Origin of the sequence: Mycobacterium sp. 1245852.3 (assembly GCF_001669335.1) — a bacterium.
Lineage (GTDB): Bacteria > Actinomycetota > Actinomycetes > Mycobacteriales > Mycobacteriaceae > Mycobacterium > Mycobacterium europaeum_A.
The window spans coordinates 1-14,602 of the sequence record NZ_LZLL01000539.1 but is presented as its reverse complement, the minus strand read 5'-3'; the positions used below and the strand labels follow the sequence as shown (position 1 = coordinate 14,602).

19 protein-coding genes and 1 pseudogene are annotated in these 14,602 nt (G+C 65.8%); 6 read left to right on the top strand and 14 right to left on the bottom strand.

Annotated elements, in window-relative coordinates; all coding sequences use genetic code 11:
- A pseudogene (locus tag A9W96_RS31755) lies at positions 1–146 on the top strand (aminotransferase); the annotation flags it as partial.
- On the opposite strand, the gene A9W96_RS24890 reads toward A9W96_RS31755, so the two are convergent.
- Genes A9W96_RS24890 through A9W96_RS24875 form a run of 4 tightly spaced genes read right to left on the bottom strand, consistent with a single transcriptional unit; the run spans position 143 to position 2,670 of the window.
- The gene (locus A9W96_RS24890) at positions 143–583 is read right to left on the bottom strand and encodes an SRPBCC family protein (protein WP_066864249.1); all 441 of its coding nucleotides are present in this window, start codon (positions 581–583) and stop codon (positions 143–145) included. The pseudogene A9W96_RS31755 and the gene A9W96_RS24890 sit on opposite strands and share 4 nt — an antisense overlap.
- A gap of 38 nt (positions 584–621) precedes the next feature.
- The gene (locus A9W96_RS24885; RefSeq protein ID WP_066864252.1) at positions 622–1,077 is read right to left on the bottom strand and encodes an SRPBCC family protein; all 456 of its coding nucleotides are present in this window, start codon (positions 1,075–1,077) and stop codon (positions 622–624) included.
- Between the two features lie 58 nt (positions 1,078–1,135).
- Positions 1,136–2,221 carry a CaiB/BaiF CoA-transferase family protein gene (locus A9W96_RS24880; RefSeq protein ID WP_067143841.1) on the bottom strand — a complete coding sequence of 362 codons (1,086 nt, stop codon included), beginning with the start codon at positions 2,219–2,221 and terminating at the stop codon, positions 1,136–1,138.
- Between the two features lie 5 nt (positions 2,222–2,226).
- The gene (locus A9W96_RS24875; protein WP_066864255.1) at positions 2,227–2,670 is read right to left on the bottom strand and encodes an SRPBCC family protein; all 444 of its coding nucleotides are present in this window, start codon (positions 2,668–2,670) and stop codon (positions 2,227–2,229) included.
- A gap of 67 nt (positions 2,671–2,737) precedes the next feature.
- On the opposite strand from A9W96_RS24875, the gene A9W96_RS24870 reads away from it, so the two are divergent.
- Positions 2,738–4,423: an alpha-keto acid decarboxylase family protein gene (locus A9W96_RS24870; RefSeq protein ID WP_067143845.1), complete on the top strand. Its 1,686-nt coding sequence runs from the start codon at positions 2,738–2,740 to the stop codon at positions 4,421–4,423.
- 4 nt (positions 4,424–4,427) lie between these two features.
- Here the strand turns inward: A9W96_RS24870 and A9W96_RS24865 are convergent, their stop codons facing one another.
- The 5 genes from A9W96_RS24865 to A9W96_RS24845 form a co-directional block, all read right to left on the bottom strand.
- Positions 4,428–4,616, bottom strand: a complete 189-nt coding sequence (locus A9W96_RS24865; protein ID WP_067143839.1) for a bacterioferritin-associated ferredoxin — start codon at positions 4,614–4,616, stop codon at positions 4,428–4,430.
- A 10-nt stretch (positions 4,617–4,626) separates the two neighbouring features.
- Complete coding sequence (locus A9W96_RS24860; RefSeq protein WP_066864258.1) at positions 4,627–5,253, bottom strand: fatty-acid--CoA ligase; 627 nt, start codon at positions 5,251–5,253, stop codon at positions 4,627–4,629.
- Complete coding sequence (locus A9W96_RS24855; protein WP_067143843.1) at positions 5,250–6,653, bottom strand: FadD3 family acyl-CoA ligase; 1,404 nt, start codon at positions 6,651–6,653, stop codon at positions 5,250–5,252. The genes A9W96_RS24860 and A9W96_RS24855 overlap by 4 nt, the downstream gene beginning before the upstream one ends.
- A 38-nt stretch (positions 6,654–6,691) precedes the next feature.
- On the bottom strand, positions 6,692–7,882 hold the full coding sequence (locus A9W96_RS24850; RefSeq protein ID WP_066864260.1) for an amidohydrolase family protein: 1,191 nt from the start codon (positions 7,880–7,882) through the stop codon (positions 6,692–6,694).
- Between the two features lie 87 nt (positions 7,883–7,969).
- Entirely contained in the window at positions 7,970–8,389 is a 420-nt protein-coding gene (locus A9W96_RS24845; RefSeq protein ID WP_067143837.1) for a lipoprotein LpqH, read from the bottom strand.
- A 111-nt stretch (positions 8,390–8,500) separates the two neighbouring features.
- Here A9W96_RS24845 and A9W96_RS24840 point away from each other — a divergent pair, with 111 nt between their 5' ends.
- The gene (locus A9W96_RS24840; protein WP_067143835.1) at positions 8,501–9,256 is read left to right on the top strand and encodes an enoyl-CoA hydratase/isomerase family protein; all 756 of its coding nucleotides are present in this window, start codon (positions 8,501–8,503) and stop codon (positions 9,254–9,256) included.
- Between the two features lie 71 nt (positions 9,257–9,327).
- A complete protein-coding gene (locus tag A9W96_RS24835) occupies positions 9,328–9,693 on the top strand; it encodes a hypothetical protein (protein ID WP_066880532.1) in 366 nt (121 codons plus the stop codon).
- Here A9W96_RS24835 and A9W96_RS24830 read toward each other — a convergent pair.
- The gene (locus tag A9W96_RS24830) at positions 9,609–10,328 is read right to left on the bottom strand and encodes a TetR/AcrR family transcriptional regulator (protein WP_066864271.1); all 720 of its coding nucleotides are present in this window, start codon (positions 10,326–10,328) and stop codon (positions 9,609–9,611) included. The two genes, A9W96_RS24835 and A9W96_RS24830, sit on opposite strands and share 85 nt — an antisense overlap.
- A gap of 194 nt (positions 10,329–10,522) precedes the next feature.
- Between A9W96_RS24830 and A9W96_RS24825 the strand changes: the two genes are divergently transcribed.
- A complete protein-coding gene (locus A9W96_RS24825) occupies positions 10,523–11,818 on the top strand; it encodes a cytochrome P450 (protein WP_066864275.1) in 1,296 nt (431 codons plus the stop codon).
- A gap of 20 nt (positions 11,819–11,838) precedes the next feature.
- Here A9W96_RS24825 and A9W96_RS24820 read toward each other — a convergent pair whose 3' ends face one another.
- From A9W96_RS24820 to A9W96_RS24805, 4 genes are read right to left on the bottom strand one after another with little or no spacing between them, the layout of a single operon-like run.
- Complete coding sequence (locus A9W96_RS24820) at positions 11,839–12,120, bottom strand: cytochrome C oxidase subunit IV family protein (RefSeq protein ID WP_066864277.1); 282 nt, start codon at positions 12,118–12,120, stop codon at positions 11,839–11,841.
- A gap of 5 nt (positions 12,121–12,125) precedes the next feature.
- The gene (locus A9W96_RS24815; RefSeq protein WP_067143833.1) at positions 12,126–12,704 is read right to left on the bottom strand and encodes a cytochrome c oxidase subunit 3 family protein; all 579 of its coding nucleotides are present in this window, start codon (positions 12,702–12,704) and stop codon (positions 12,126–12,128) included.
- Positions 12,701–13,516 (bottom strand): hypothetical protein, encoded by an 816-nt coding sequence (locus tag A9W96_RS24810; protein WP_066880513.1) that lies wholly within the window; start codon positions 13,514–13,516, stop codon positions 12,701–12,703. The genes A9W96_RS24815 and A9W96_RS24810 overlap by 4 nt, the downstream gene beginning before the upstream one ends.
- Positions 13,513–14,298 carry a hypothetical protein gene (locus tag A9W96_RS24805; RefSeq protein WP_067143831.1) on the bottom strand — a complete coding sequence of 262 codons (786 nt, stop codon included), beginning with the start codon at positions 14,296–14,298 and terminating at the stop codon, positions 13,513–13,515. The genes A9W96_RS24810 and A9W96_RS24805 overlap by 4 nt, the downstream gene beginning before the upstream one ends.
- A gap of 101 nt (positions 14,299–14,399) precedes the next feature.
- On the opposite strand from A9W96_RS24805, the gene A9W96_RS24800 reads away from it, so the two are divergent.
- On the top strand, positions 14,400–14,602 hold a 203-nt coding region (locus A9W96_RS24800; protein WP_156765397.1), incomplete at its 3' end, for a TetR/AcrR family transcriptional regulator.

Sequence of the window (14,602 nt, the reverse complement as noted above, 5' to 3'; positions counted from 1 at the left end):
TCCCGCTGTCGGCGTTCCGTGACCCTGCGGCGGCGAGCGGTCCGGCCGACGTGTGGAATCACTTGGTGCGCTTCACCTTCTGTAAACGTGACGACACGCTCGACGAGGCGATCAAGCGGCTGGCCGCACTGAAAGACGCCGGTTAGCCGGCCGTTCCCATCACGCGCTTACGCAGACCCTCCAGCGCGGCGTGCAGGATTTTCTTGCGGGCCCGGGCGATCCAGAACTCCGGTAGCGGCGCCCACGGTTCGACGGTGATGGTGAAGCGCACCCTGGTCTTGTCCACGCCCAGCCGGCTCAGGTTGTACTCGCCGTGCTGACCGTGCTGCTGCGCCGTCTTCCGGGCGTCCCACACCATCCAGTCTGGGCCCCAATGGTATTCGAGCAATTCCGTGTCGTGGATGCCGGTCACCGAGATCGTGACCTTCACGTGGTGGGGGCGGCCGTCGGGATGCTTGTCGACGACCTCGACCCGCTTGTGGACCGACGACCACGAGGGCACGGCATCCATATCGGCGAGCGCCTCCATGATGACTTCCGGAGGCGCGTCGATGATGATTTCCGACGATGCTTGAACGGCCACTACCACTAAGTTAACGCCAGCGCAGCCACCGGCGAAGGCTATTCGGTCCCGGGGGACTCCCTGTCGCCCGAGACCAGGTCGCGCAACCCCTTCATGGAGGCGTCGAGAACGCTCTCGGCGGCCCGTCGAACGATGAACGCGGGCATGGGCCGGCCGGGTTCGACGGTGATGTCGAAACGCACCCGAGTCTGGTCGATCCCTTCGGGTTTGAGGGTGTATTCGACGTGCTGCCCATGCTGCTGCGAGGTTCCCGTGGCGTCGTAGACGACCCAATCGGGACCCCAGTGATATTCCAGGACCTCCTTATCGACCAGCCCGAGAATCTTGATGGTGGTCTTGACATGGTGCGGCCGGCCGTCGGGATAACGGTCGATCACTTCGATGTGTTTGTGCAGCGGCGACCACGATGACAGGACGCCGACATCTGTCAGCGCCTCCATGACCACTTCTGGCGGCGCGTTGACGACGAATTCCCGTGATGCTTTTACGGCCACTGAAGATCAACTTAGCAACGCCGATCCCGCTGCGGACGGATTCGGCGTAACCAGTTCCCTACCAGTTGATTTCGGCAAGCGGTGTGGTTTTCGCCGGCGGCGGTCCGACCGGTCCGGCCGGGGTCCGCGAAAAGCGTGGGGCGGGCGCGGCCTGGTCGGCGCCATGGGCGGTGATCACAGTGGACCGCGCCCGCAAGTGCTCGTCGGTGGCGGCCTCGCTCCACGTCAGCACTGCGGTGACGCACGCGTCGGTGCCGGCGAACGTCTGTGCCCACTCGTCGCGCGTGCGCCCGGCGAACCGCCGGGTGAAGATCTCGCGCATCCGCGGATAGGAAGCTTTGTCGTGTTGGGCCGGCACGTCATCGGGTGACAGGCCAAGTCCATCGAGTAACGCCGCGAAGAATTGCGGCTCGATGGCGCCGATGGCCACGTACTTACCGTCGGCGGTCTCGTAGCAGCCATAGAACGGGGCGCCACCGTCGAGCAGAAACGATTCGCGCCGGTCGCGCAGTGCCCCAGTGGACTTCATGGTCCACATCATCTGGGACAGCAGGCTGACACCGTCGACCATCGCCGCGTCGATCACCTGCCCGGTGCCCGTGCGTTCGCGTTCGTAGAGGGCGGCCGCGATGCCGATCACCACCAGCATCGAGCCGCCGCCGAAGTCGGCGACCAGGTTCAGCGGCGGCATCGGTGGCCGGTCGGCATATCCCAGCGCCGACAGCGCACCGGTCTGCGCCAGGTAGTTGATGTCATGCCCGGCGGTCGCGGCCAGCGGCCCGTCCTGGCCCCAGCCGGTCATCCGGGCGTAGATCAGCCGCGGGTTGAGTGCCGCGCAGTCGTCGGGCCCGATGCCGAGCCGCTCGCAGGTTCCGGGCCGGAAGCAGTCCAGCAGCACGTCGGCCTTGGCGGCCAGGCCCAGCAGCGCCTGCGGCTGCGCCTTGACGTCCAGGTCGACGATCCGCTTGCCGCGATGCAGCAGATCACGACCCTCGGCTGGCATCGCGATCGCCACGCCGCCCGGCCGGCGCACCCGCACCACGTCGGCACCCAGGTCGGCGAGCAGCATTCCCGCGTGCGGCCCGGGCCCGATGCCGCCGAGTTCGATGACGCGCACCCCCGCCAGCGGCCCGCCACCGCCCACGGCGGCTAGTTACCCTTCTTCACCTGGAGCACCCGCTCGCGCAGCGCCTTGGTCGCCGAATCGATAGTTCCCTTCACGGCACGCTTGAGCACGAAGCCCGGCAGCGGCACGTTCGGGTCGGCCAGCAACTCGAACTTGACCAGGGTCCCCTCGCCCTGCGGCACCAGGGTGTACTTTCCGTCCTGCGCCTTCTGCTGCGAGGAGCTGACCAGCTTCCAGCTCACCACGTTGTCGCCCCAGGTGTAGGCCACCACCTGTTCATCGGTGATCCCGGCGACCTTGACCTTCATCCGCACTTGGCGGGGGCGCCCGTCGTCGCCGGTGTCGAGGATCTCCGCACTCTGATGCGGCTCCGACCAGTCGGGCATCGCTTCGAAGTCGGCGATGACGTCCAGAATCTCCTCGGGACTGGCTTCGATGACGATGTCGCGGGATTCTTTGAGTGCCATGGCCCGCACGATACTGGCACCGCGTCTCACCCGGAACGGATTGAACTTCGAGCGTACCGTCGTGCCTGTGACTGATGCCGCGACCGATACCGCATACACCGTCGGTGACTACCTGTTGGACCGTCTCGCCGAGCTCGGCGTCTCGGAGATCTTCGGTGTTCCCGGCGATTACAACCTGGAATTCCTCGACCACATCATCGCCCATCCCCGCATCCGCTGGGTCGGCAACGCCAACGAGCTCAACGCCGGCTACGCCGCCGACGGATACGGTCGCCTGCGCGGAATGTCGGCTTTGGTAACGACATTCGGCGTCGGCGAGCTCTCGGCGGCCAACGCGATCGCGGGCAGCTACGCCGAACAGGTGCCCGTCGTGCACATCGTCGGCGGCCCGTCCAAGGACGCCCAGGGCACCCGCCGGGCGCTGCACCATTCGCTCGGCAACGGGGACTTCGAGCACTTCTTCCGGGTCAGCCGCGAAATCACCTGCGCCCAAACTAATCTCATGCCCGCGACGGCCCGCCGCGAGATCGACCGGGTGTTGTCGGAGGTGCGTGAGCAGAAACGCCCCGGCTACATCCTGCTGTCCACCGACGTGGCGCGCTTCCCCACCGAGCCGCCGGAGGCGCCGTTGCCCCGCTACACCGGGGGCACCAGTCCCCGCGCGCTGGCCATGTTCGTCGAGGCGGCGAGCGCACTCATCGGCGACCACCAGGTCACGGTGCTCGCCGACCTGCTGGTGCACCGGCTGCAGGCGATCAAGGAACTCGAGGCGCTGCTGGCCGCCGACGTGGTGCCGCACGCCACGTTGATGTGGGGCAAGAGCCTGCTCGACGAGAGCTCACCCAACTTCCTGGGCATCTACGCCGGGTCGGCCAGCGCGCCGGCGGTGCGCGCCGCGATCGAGGACGCGCCCGTGCTGGTGACCGCCGGCGTCGTGTTCACCGACATGGTCAGCGGCTTCTTCAGCCAGCGCATCGACCCGGCCCGGACCATCGATGTGGGCCAGTATCAGAGCAGCGTGGCCGGGGAAGTCTTCGCGCCGTTGGAAATGGGCGCCGCGCTCGACGCGCTGGCCACCATCGTGGCCCGGCGCGGGGTCTCGTCGCCGCCGGTGGTCTCGCCGCCCGCCGAGCCGCTGCCGCCGCCCCCGCCCCGCGACGAACCGCTGACCCAGAAGATGTTGTGGGACCGCCTGTGTGTGGCCCTCACACCGGGCAACGTGGTGCTCGCCGACCAGGGCACCTCCTTCTACGGCATGGCCGACCACCGGCTGCCGCAGGGCGTGACGTTCATCGGTCAACCACTATGGGGCTCAATCGGTTACACGTTGCCCGCCGCGCTCGGGGCGGCCGTGGCGCACCCGGACCGCAGGACGGTGTTGATCATCGGCGACGGCGCAGCGCAACTGACCGTCCAGGAGCTGGGCGCCTTTTCGCGCGAGGGCCTGACCCCCGTCATCGTGGTGGTCAACAACGACGGCTACACGATCGAGCGGGCGATCCACGGCCAGACCGCGCCCTATAACGACATCGTGAGCTGGCAGTGGACGGACGTTCCCCGGGCGCTGGGCGTCACCGACCACTTGTCGTTCCGGGTGCAGACCTACGGCGAGCTCGACGACGCCCTGACCGCAGCGGCGCAGCACCAGGACCGCATGGTGTTCGTCGAGGTGATATTGCCACGGCTCGAAATCCCCAACCTGCTCGTCGACCTCGTCCGACCGACGTCACCGGACGGCAGCCCCCGGCGCTGACGGCCTAGCGCGACGAGTTCGGCGTTCGCTCCGGGCTGGAGGAGCGCAGGATGGCCTGCACCGTGCGCCGGCAGCGACCGCAGTCGGCGCCCGCTCCACAGGCCTGGGCGACTTCCTTGGTCGTCGACGCCCCGCATTCCACGGCCTCGGTCACGGTTTGGCTGGTGACGCCGTTACACAGGCATACGAACACCGGCGAGCCCTCAGTCCGCCCCGATGCGCATCATGTCGAAGAATCGGCCGACGAACAGCGGCGGGTAGGCACCGATGCCCGCGCCGGACATCCATTGCGCCGCGGCATCGGGGTGGTCGATCCAGCGCCGCGCGCTTTCCTCGTCGGGAAACTCCTGCAGGATCAGCACCTCGTGATCGTCGTCGAAAGCCTGGAATACCCACGTCTTTCGGATTCCGGCGGTGGTGAATCTGTCTATCGCCGTGCCGACTTCGGAGGTCAGCAGGGACACGTCGTTGACCGACGCGATGGCGGCCACCACGACGCCCGGTGCCGCAGGGGTTTTCGGTGGCTGCGCGATGAACCTGTCGACGATCTCGCCGGCGAAGACCGCGGGTATGTCCTCGACGCCGGCCTCGTCGAACCAGTCGAAGAAGACCCGGGAGCGCAACAGCTCCACGATCGGCTCCCTGCTGTGGACGCCGATCATCACCAACACCCGCCCGTGGTCATGTGTCGAGGTGTAGACGAGCACATGGTGTGCACCGATGTCGGCCAGGGCGGCCTTATTGCGTTCCAGCAGCGGCCAGACCCGGGTCGGGTCGGGGACGCGATAATCCGACGCGATCACCATTGAATGAATGTCGCCGTTGTTCACCGCAGTTGGTCCTTCATCACTTTCCCTGTGGCGTTGAGTGGAAGTGAATCAAGGAACTCTACCGCGCGCGGCACTTTGAACCCGGCCATCCGGTCCCGGCACCAGCCGATCAGCTCTTCGGCGCTGACATCGGCGTTACGGACCACGAAAGCCTTGCCCACCTGGCCCATCCGCTCATCGGGGACACCGACGACGGCCGCCTGCGCGACGGCCGGGTGGCTGAGCAGGAAGCCCTCGATCTCGGCCGGGTAGGCGTTGAATCCACCGACGATGAACATGTCCTTTTTCCGGCCGACGATGCGCAGCCGACCGGCCTCGGTGAATTCCCCCAGATCCCCGGTGTGCAGCCACCCCTCGCCGTCGATCGCTTGGGCGGTGGCCTCCGGTTCGTCGAGGTACCCCTGCATGACTCCGTAGCCGCGGACCAGCACTTCGCCGTCGTGGGCGATGCGCACCTCGACCCCGTCGCACGGCACGCCCGCGGTGGTGGCCACATCCTCGAAGGAGTCGCCGGGCAGCGAAAGGGTGACGTTGCCGGCTTCGGTCAGGCCGTAACCCGTCATCAACGTCTGGAAGGGCAGCTCGTCGTGGATGCGCCGCACCAGCTCGACGGGAATGTCGGCGGCGCCGGTCACCCCCGCACGCAACGACGACAGCTTGGACTTGTCCCCCACCGTCAGCAACGAGTGATACAGCGTAGGCGGTCCGGGAAGCATTGTAATGTGTTCGCGTTCAATGAGATTCACGACGGTGTCGACGTCGAACACCGCGACGGGCAGCATCGTCGCACCGCGCAGGAAAGAGGTCACCAGGCCGGCCTTGAGCCCGAAGGTGTGAAAGTACGGGTTGATCTGGAGATAGCGGTCGCCCTCGCGCAGGTCCGCGAGCGTCGCCCACTCCTCGTACATGCGCAGCGCCTGGCCGTGATTCAGCATTGCGCCCTTGGGGCGCCCGGTGGTGCCCGAGGTGAAGATGATGTCCGAGGTATCGGTGCCGCGCACCGGACGCTCGAACGGTGAACCGCTGGACAGGAAGTCGGACTTCAGGTCGATGACCGGCACCCCGGCGGGGGCGGTGTAATCCTGGTTCAGAAAGCCCTTCTGGACCAGGACCGCCTTCACCTTGCTGCGGCCGATGATGTCACCGGCCTCTTCGGTCTTGAACCGGGTGTTGACCGGGACGAGCACACCGCCCGCGGTGAGCAACCCGAACGCGGCGATGATCCACTCGGCCGAATTCGGTGCCCAGATCGCGACCCGGTCGCCCTTTTCGATGCCGAGGTCAGCGAAAGCGCCTGCGGCGCAACGAATTCGCTCGACGACTTCGGCGAAAGTCAAACGCAGCGGACCGTCGACGACTGCTTCCGCATCGCCGAAGCGGTCCGCTGCGCTCAAGACCATCTCCGGGATGGTCTGCCATGCCTGGTTTGGCCGGCCGGTCACACCGTGACGAGCCGACCGAGGTTGCCGCCCATGATCTTGGCCTGGTCGTCAACGGACAGGTGCGACAGCGCGTTGACGTAGTACGTCGGCTCCGCCAGGCCCTCCGGGTGCGGCCAGTCCGAGCCGTACAAGACCTGATCCACACCGACGAGGCTGATCAGGTCGTCGATGCCGTCCTCGAAGAACGGGCTGACGTGGATCCGGTTCTTGACCGTCTCGACGGGGTCGCTGGGGAAGGCCTCCGGGGCCTTCCGGAAGACCTCGGCCAGGCCGTCGAGCAGCGGGGTCATCCACTTCGAACCGGCCTCGACGATCGCGACCTTCAGCTTCGGGTGGCGGTAGAGCGCGCCGTGGATCACCCACGAGCCCACCGCATCCTGGATCGGCCGCCATTCGTTGAGAATGTTCATCGCATTGGTCTGGAACGGCAGCATTTCCTGTTCGGCGCCGTCCCACTCGGAGGTGTAGCGCGAGTAGCCGCTGTCGCTGGAGTGCATGCCGACCAGCACGTCGTGCTCGACGACCCTTTCCCAGAACGGGTCGAACTCGGGCACCGCGAACGACCGCGGGCCGCGGAAGCCGGGGACGGGAGCCGGTCGGATCAAAATGGCGCGGGCGCCGCGCTTGACCGCCCACTCCAGTTCCTCGATCGCCTTCTCCACGATCGGCAGCGTGATGACCGGCGTGGTGAAGATGCGGTTCTGGTAGTTGAAGCCCCAGACCTCGTCGAGCCACTCGTTCAACGCGTGAACCAGGACGTGGATGGCGACCGGGTCGTCGCGCAGCCGCTCCTCGAGCAGGCTGGCCAGCGTCGGGAACATCAGCGTGCGGTCCAGGCCCAGCTCGTTCATCTTCTCCAGCCGCGGGCCGGGTTCGAAGAACGCCGGAATCGCGCGCATCGGCTCGCCGAACAGCTCGCGCTTGGATTTGCCGTCCGGGTTACCGAACTTGAAGTACTCCTCCCAGGCACCCGGCCGGGCGACGACCTCGAAGGTCGGGTTGGGAATGTAGTTGCTGATTTGGCCGCGGATGGCGATCTTCGTCCGCCCGTTGACCTGCACGTACTGGACATAGTCCTTGTACGCCTTGGGCAAGAACTTGGTCAGCGCTTCCGGCGGCTCGTACAGATGGTTGTCCGCGTCAAAGATCGGAAACGGGACGTCTTCCCGGTGCGACAACTGCCCCATGAAATCCTCCTTCTTGATTTGTGAGAATACTATTCTCTACAGGCGCCTAACCGCAACGTGCCCCCGCCGAACCGCTGTTCGACGAGGTCAGCACGACACGTAGATCTTGTAGGTGGCGGTGGCCGGTTCCCCGGGCTTGTCGGTCTTGTACCCGTTGGCGGTGCCACTGACGGTGAATTTGTCACCCGTCATGCTCATGTCGCCGGTCCCGTCGCCGCCCCGGGAGTACATCCCGGTGAAGCCGCCCACATTCTGGATGTGCACCGACTCGACCGTCGCCGGTTGCGCGCTCTCGTCGACGATGAGCTTGGCGCCGGCAAAATCGCTACCGATGTCGATCGTCCGGGTCCATTCGCGTTGACCGCACTTGACGATATGAAAATTCCGGTCGTTGCCGTTGACCGTGACGGATGCCGTGCCGGCGAGTTGGGTCGGCGGTCGCGACGTGCACGCCGCGACCAAGGTAATGGTCAGGACCGCAGTGGCGGCCACGATGGGACTCCGCACCGAGTCACCTCAATTCTCGCCGGCGAAAGTTCTTGGGCTGCAGCGATGATGTTATTCTCGCGAAAAGAGAATGCCAATATCGGGTTCTTGCCGAGGAGCGATAACAAGAACATGGTGGACCTGGAGATCGACGACGGGTTGGCCGTGGTCACCATCGACCGCCCGCACGCGCGCAACGCCATTGGCCTGGACACCATGGACCAGCTGGAGAAGGCGCTCGACGCGGCGGCGGATGCGCAGGCGCTGGTGATCAAGGGCGCCGGGGACAAGGCCTTCGTCTCCGGCGGTGACCTCAAGGAACTGAGCGCGCTGCGGACCGAGGAGGACGCCGCGGCGATGGCCCGGCGGATGCGGTCCATCTGCGACCAGCTGGCGGACTTCCCCGCCCCCGTCATCGCCGCGCTCAACGGTCACGCGCTCGGGGGCGGCGCCGAAGTCGCGGTCGCCGCCGACATCCGGGTGGCCGCCGACGACATCAAGATCGCCTTCAACCAGGTGCAGCTGGAGATCATGCCGGCCTGGGGCGGAGCCGAGCGGCTGGCCGCGCTGGTCGGAAAGAGCAAGGCGCTGCTGTTGGCCGGTTCGGGAACCGCCCTCGGCGCGGCCGAGGCCGAGCGGATCGGCCTGGTGGACCGGGTGCTGCCCCGCGCCGTCTTCGACTCACCCGACGAAGGATGGCGAGCGGTCGCGAGGTCGCTGGCCCGCCGCCCGGCGACGGAGATAAAGCGCGTAATCCGCGGAGTTTCTCCTGATGAGGCGATAGCATCCTTTGCGCGACTATGGGTTGCCGACCCACACTGGCAGGCCGCAGAACGGGTCATGAACCGCAACACCAAACCGCGCCCGGCAGCCGGAGGAGCGTCATGACCATGAACTTGAAGACGGTGCTGGGCGTCGGCTCCGCCATCTCGTTGGCCTGTCTGTTGGCCGCGGCGGGAGTGCTGGCGGGAAGCGGGCGGGCACACGCCGATGACCCCGTCATGCATCACGTCAGGTACACCGTCACCGCGCAGAATCCGATTTACACCAGCATCTATTACCTGGACCATCAGCCGGCCAAGTTCTCCGATTACAGCCACAACCCCTATTCGTTCACGCCACACGTCGACGTCGACCTCGCCCCGGGCAAACCGTGGGGCTTCGATCTGGACATGTCGGACCCCGATCATTACGCCATGGTCGTGGCGAGCACGGGCACGGAGCCCGGCACGCCGGGGCTTCACTGTGAGCTGGCGGTAGACGGCGCCGTCGTCGTATCCAAGGACGGCCCCAAAGGCGTGCTCTGCTCGCTGCGTAACTGGTGAACCAGCCAGGTCTCCGGCACACCCTCGATCGGTTGCGGTTCGCCTTCCAGGCGGCGCAGGTAGTTTTCGACCAGCTCCACCGTCTCGGCATGGCCGGCGGACATGCCGATCGCCTGCTCGAGCACCAGAAAGCGCGAGAGGCTGCTCATCAGCACCGTCCACACCACCGGGGGGATGTCGATGTCCTGGCCCTCGTCTTGAATCCTGGAGCCGTAGCGCTCCAGCGCCGTCGCCACCGCTTGGCGCTGTTCTTCGCGGAAACGCTCTGCGTAATAAGCGATTTCGGCCCGCATGTCCTTGCGGTGGTTGGCCAGCGCCATGAATTCCATGGAAATCCGGGTGAAGGCGGGGTCGGTGCCGAATCGCCACAGCGCCCACAGCGGCTGTGGCAACTTCAGCATTTGCGCGTGCGCCTCAAGGGCCTCTTCGGCCCGGCGGCGGAACACCTCGAGGAACAGCTCTTCCATGGTGCGGAAGTAGTAGTGCACCAGCTGGGGTTTCAATCCCGCCCGGCCCGCCAGCCGGCGCGACGTCACCGCGGCATACCCCTCTTCGAGCATCAGCTGCTCGGCAGCATCGAGCAACAGACCACGGTTTTTCGCGTCCGGCGCCCCGATCCTGCGGGCCGATGTCATGTCCCTGCTCCGTACTGTGTGCCATCCCGTGCCGACCACACGGATCGTATCGTGGCGCGGCGTTGCGATCTTGACCCTGACATTACCGCCATGCTAAGCAGGTGCTCAGCATATTTTCGATCTCGTAATCACGCGGCGATACCGCTTGCCCCGGTACACCACCGGTTAACCCAGCCCAGGGGGACGCACTGAAGATGAGCAACTTCGAGACGATTGACTTCTTCACCGATCCGACTTTGGTCCCGGATCCGCATCCGTACTTCGACTACCTGCGGAGCCAAAACCCCGTGCTGCGGCTGCCGCACTACGGCGTCGTCGCCGTCACCGGCTATGACGAGGCCTGCGAGATTTACAAGGACCCCGACACCTTCTCCAACATCGTCGCGCTCGGGGGGCCGTTCCCGCCGCTGCCCTTCACGCCCGAAGGCGACGACATCAGCGCCCAGATCGATGCGCACCGCAGCTCCTTCCCGATGAACGAGCACATGGTCACGATGGACCCGCCGGATCACACCAAGGCCCGGTCGGTGCTCGCCAAGCTGCTGACCCCGAGCCGGCTCAAGCAGAACGAGGAGTTCATGTGGCGCCTCGCCGACCGTCAGCTCGACGAGTTCCTCGGCATCGGTGAGTGCGAGTTCATCGCCGAATACTCCAAGCCGTTCGCCACTTTGGTGATCGCCGACCTGCTCGGGGTGCCGGAGGAAGACCACAAGGAGTTCCGCACCGTCCTGGGCGCCGACCGGCCGGGCGCGCGGGTGGGCGCGCTGGACCACGAATCGGTGGGCATCAACCCCCTCGAGTGGCTCGACGACAAGTTCTGTCACTACATCGAGGATCGGCGCCGTGAGCCGCGCGGCGACGTGCTGACCTTCCTGGCCGAAGCGAAGTACCCGGACGGGTCGACGCCCCCGGTGATAGAGGTGGTCCGCTCGGCGACCTTCCTCTTCGCCGCGGGGCAGGAAACCACGGCCAAGCTGCTCAGCGCCGCCCTGCAGGTGCTCGGTGACCGGCCCGACATCCAGCAACAGTTGCGTGATGACCGCAGCCTGATTCCCGGGTTCATCGAGGAGTCGCTGCGCATGGACAGCCCGGTGAAGAGCGACTCACGCCTGGCCCGCAAGGCCACCAGCATCGGCGGTGTCGACATCCCCGCCGGCACCGTGGTCATGATCCTGCCGGGCGCCGCCAACCGCGACCCGCGCCGATTCGACAACCCGCACGAATTCGACCTGCGCCGCAAGAACGTTCGCGAACACATGGCGTTCGCCCGCGGTGTGCACTCGTGTCCCGGCGGTCCGCTCGCCCGCGTCGAGGGCCGTGTCTCGATCGAGCGGATCCTGGACCGCATGCCGCACATCGAAATCAACGAAGCCCATCACGGGCCGGCCACCGAGCGCCGCTACAGCTACGAGCCGACGTACATCCTGCGGGGCCTCAGCGAACTGCACCTGACGTTCACCACCGCCGACGCGGTCGCGCCGGTCGCCTAGGGGTTCGACGCTCGCGAGCGCTACCGGACCTGCAGTCCGACGAAGTAACTGCCGAGCAAGACCACCGCGATCAGCACCACCCACGCGTCGGTGAGTCGGCACAGCAGGACCGGGGCGTCCCGCACCTCCATGAACTCGCGAAAGATGATGCGCACCTTGACCAGTGCGATGACGATGACGCTCGACGTGACCACGGCGCTGGACTTCAGCAATCCGCCGGCGGAGTGGTCGATCCCCAGATAGGCCAGCGTCAACGCGGCCAGGATCACCCAGACCAACAACAGCCTCTTGTTGAGTTTCACTGGGCTCACCTCACCACGTAGAGCAGCGCAAAGATCAGCACCCACAGGAAATCGATGGTGTGCCAATAGGTTGCGCAGGTTTCGACAAGGTTTTGGTCCCGCCGCGCCGGGCTCAGAAGTTGGTAGACGATGACGCCGAGCACGACGAAGCCGATCAGCAGGTGCACGAAGTGGATGCCGGTGAGGAAGAAATAGAACATGAAGAAGTCGTTGCTGTCGATGCCGTTTCCGGCGTGGACCAGTCGCGCCCACTCGAGCACCTTGAACGACAGGAAGACTGCGCCGAATGCGGCCGTGATGAAGACATCCCGGAGCGCCGCCCGGTAGGCGCCGGCGCGCGCCGACTGCACACACCGCGCCACCGACCATGAGCTGAGCAACAACACCAATGTGTTCAACACCCCGACGCGCAGGTCGAGCTGAGCCTGTGAATGCAGGAACAGGTCGGGGTTGCGGCCGCGGGAGAACAGGTAGAAGCCGAAATACGCGGTGAACACCAGGGTTTCGAACAGGACGAACGCCCACATGTCGGGCTGGCCCGGCACAGCCCTCGCGCGCGCCGGCTTGCCGGCCAGGCCGGTCACTGCGCCACCGGACCCTTGGCCGGCAGGTCCGGCAGCACGCCGGTCCCGAAGTCTTCGCGGCGGATCATCTGGAACAGCATGACGATGAACGTGACCTGGTAGATGCCGAACACGACCATGTCGAGCCACCACGCGATCTCGCCATCCCACGCGAACACGCCGCGCCGGAAGATCCAGCACGGCGCCACGACCACCTCGGTCAGCGCGTTGCAGAGGTTGAGATAGCCGAACCACTTGGGAAATACCCGATTCTTGTCGAGCAGGATCGCCACCATCCAGATGAGCGAGCCGATCAGAAACACCCCCATCGTTCCGTCAAAAGACAGGAACGCGAAGTCATACAGCCAGCCGATCACCCGGGGATCGCGGTCCGGTCGCAGCGTGCCGACGATCAGCGCGATGTTGAGCAGCAGCATGCCGGGTACCGCGCTGAGCGAGTAGATGAGCAGATACGAGTAAGCGAACGCCCGGCTGACCGACATGCGCCGCATCGAATAGGCGATGAGGGCGTTGTTGACCGCGATCATGCCGCTGATGGCGAAGATGACGCCGAAGCCGACGGGTATGCCGAGGCGACGCTCGGCGAACCAGTGGACCTGTGTCGCGAGATCCCAGGTGGGTTCCGGCGGCGGCTGGACCTGCGCCACGATGAAGAACATGGGGAAGAAGAGGCCGTAGAACACCATGAGCACCCCCCACGCCAGCCACAGCTCTCGCTTGGGGTCGCGGCGCAGGTGCCAGCCGATCCGGTGATGCAGCGGGCCCGCGGGCGGCGTGGCCGGGGACGGCGGCGGTGTGATCACCGCGCTCATGCGGTAGCCAATTCCGTTGGGCAATCACGGCTTTCGGCCCGCTCGCGATAAACGGCTCGACCCAGGACAACACCCATCACGATGATCCACAGGGCAATGGCGGCGTTTTTCACCCAGAACGAGAGCAAGCCGTCCCACGCCAGCGGGCCGGTCAACGCCACGCCGACGAAGGACGCCGGCGCCAGCGCGGCCGCCACCAGCAGGTTGAAGTGGGCCAGCCAGCGGTTGAACACCGGGCGCGACTTGTCATCGAAATAGATTGCCAGGGCCAGGATTACGCACTGCCCGATGAAGAACGGGACCAGAATGGTGAAGGTGATCCAGCCGAGATCGTTGAGCAGCTGGGTCAACTCGGGGCTGCGCTCCGGTCGAAAGGCGGCCAGCAGCCAGCAGACGTTGGCAACGAGAAACAACGTCGGACCACCGGCCGCGCACCCGAGCATCGCGTAGGAGAAGATCGGCGTCCGATGCGCCATGCGGCGAATCTGCAGCACGATCAGGGCCAGGATCGGCACGAGGCACACGCCGAACCAATTGAACAGGATCATGCTGGAACGGATCTGGGGAATATGCGCCGGATCGCGGTAGAACGCGGCCACCTGTTCGGCCGGCATGGTGGGTGACATCGGCGGGTTGAACCCTGGAAACAGGAAGAAGGACGCGATCCACAGGATCAGCGCCGCGGGCAATGTCCAGAGCAGAATCAGCTCGCCATCGGTCCGCCGCGCGGCGGTTCGCACCGATTGGGTACCGCCCCGGTCGTTTCCGCCGACGTCGGACATCGGCACTCCTTCCCCGCACGAAATCGCCGCCGAAACCCGGCTAGTGAGCGAAGCTAGCCGATCGGCTAGCCAGGGTCAATAGCGTCGTCTAGTCTCGGTGCGTGGGAACAGCGCGGCAGCCGGACACCGGTGAGCAATTCTGGCTCATCGAGCACAGTCCTGCCCGGACACGGGTACTCGATGCCGCGCTGGATCTGATCGCCAACCACGGCGTCAGCGGTACGTCACTGCAGATGATCGCCGACGCCGTCGGTATCACGAAAGCTGCTGTCTACCATCAATTCCGGACCAAAGAGCAGATCGT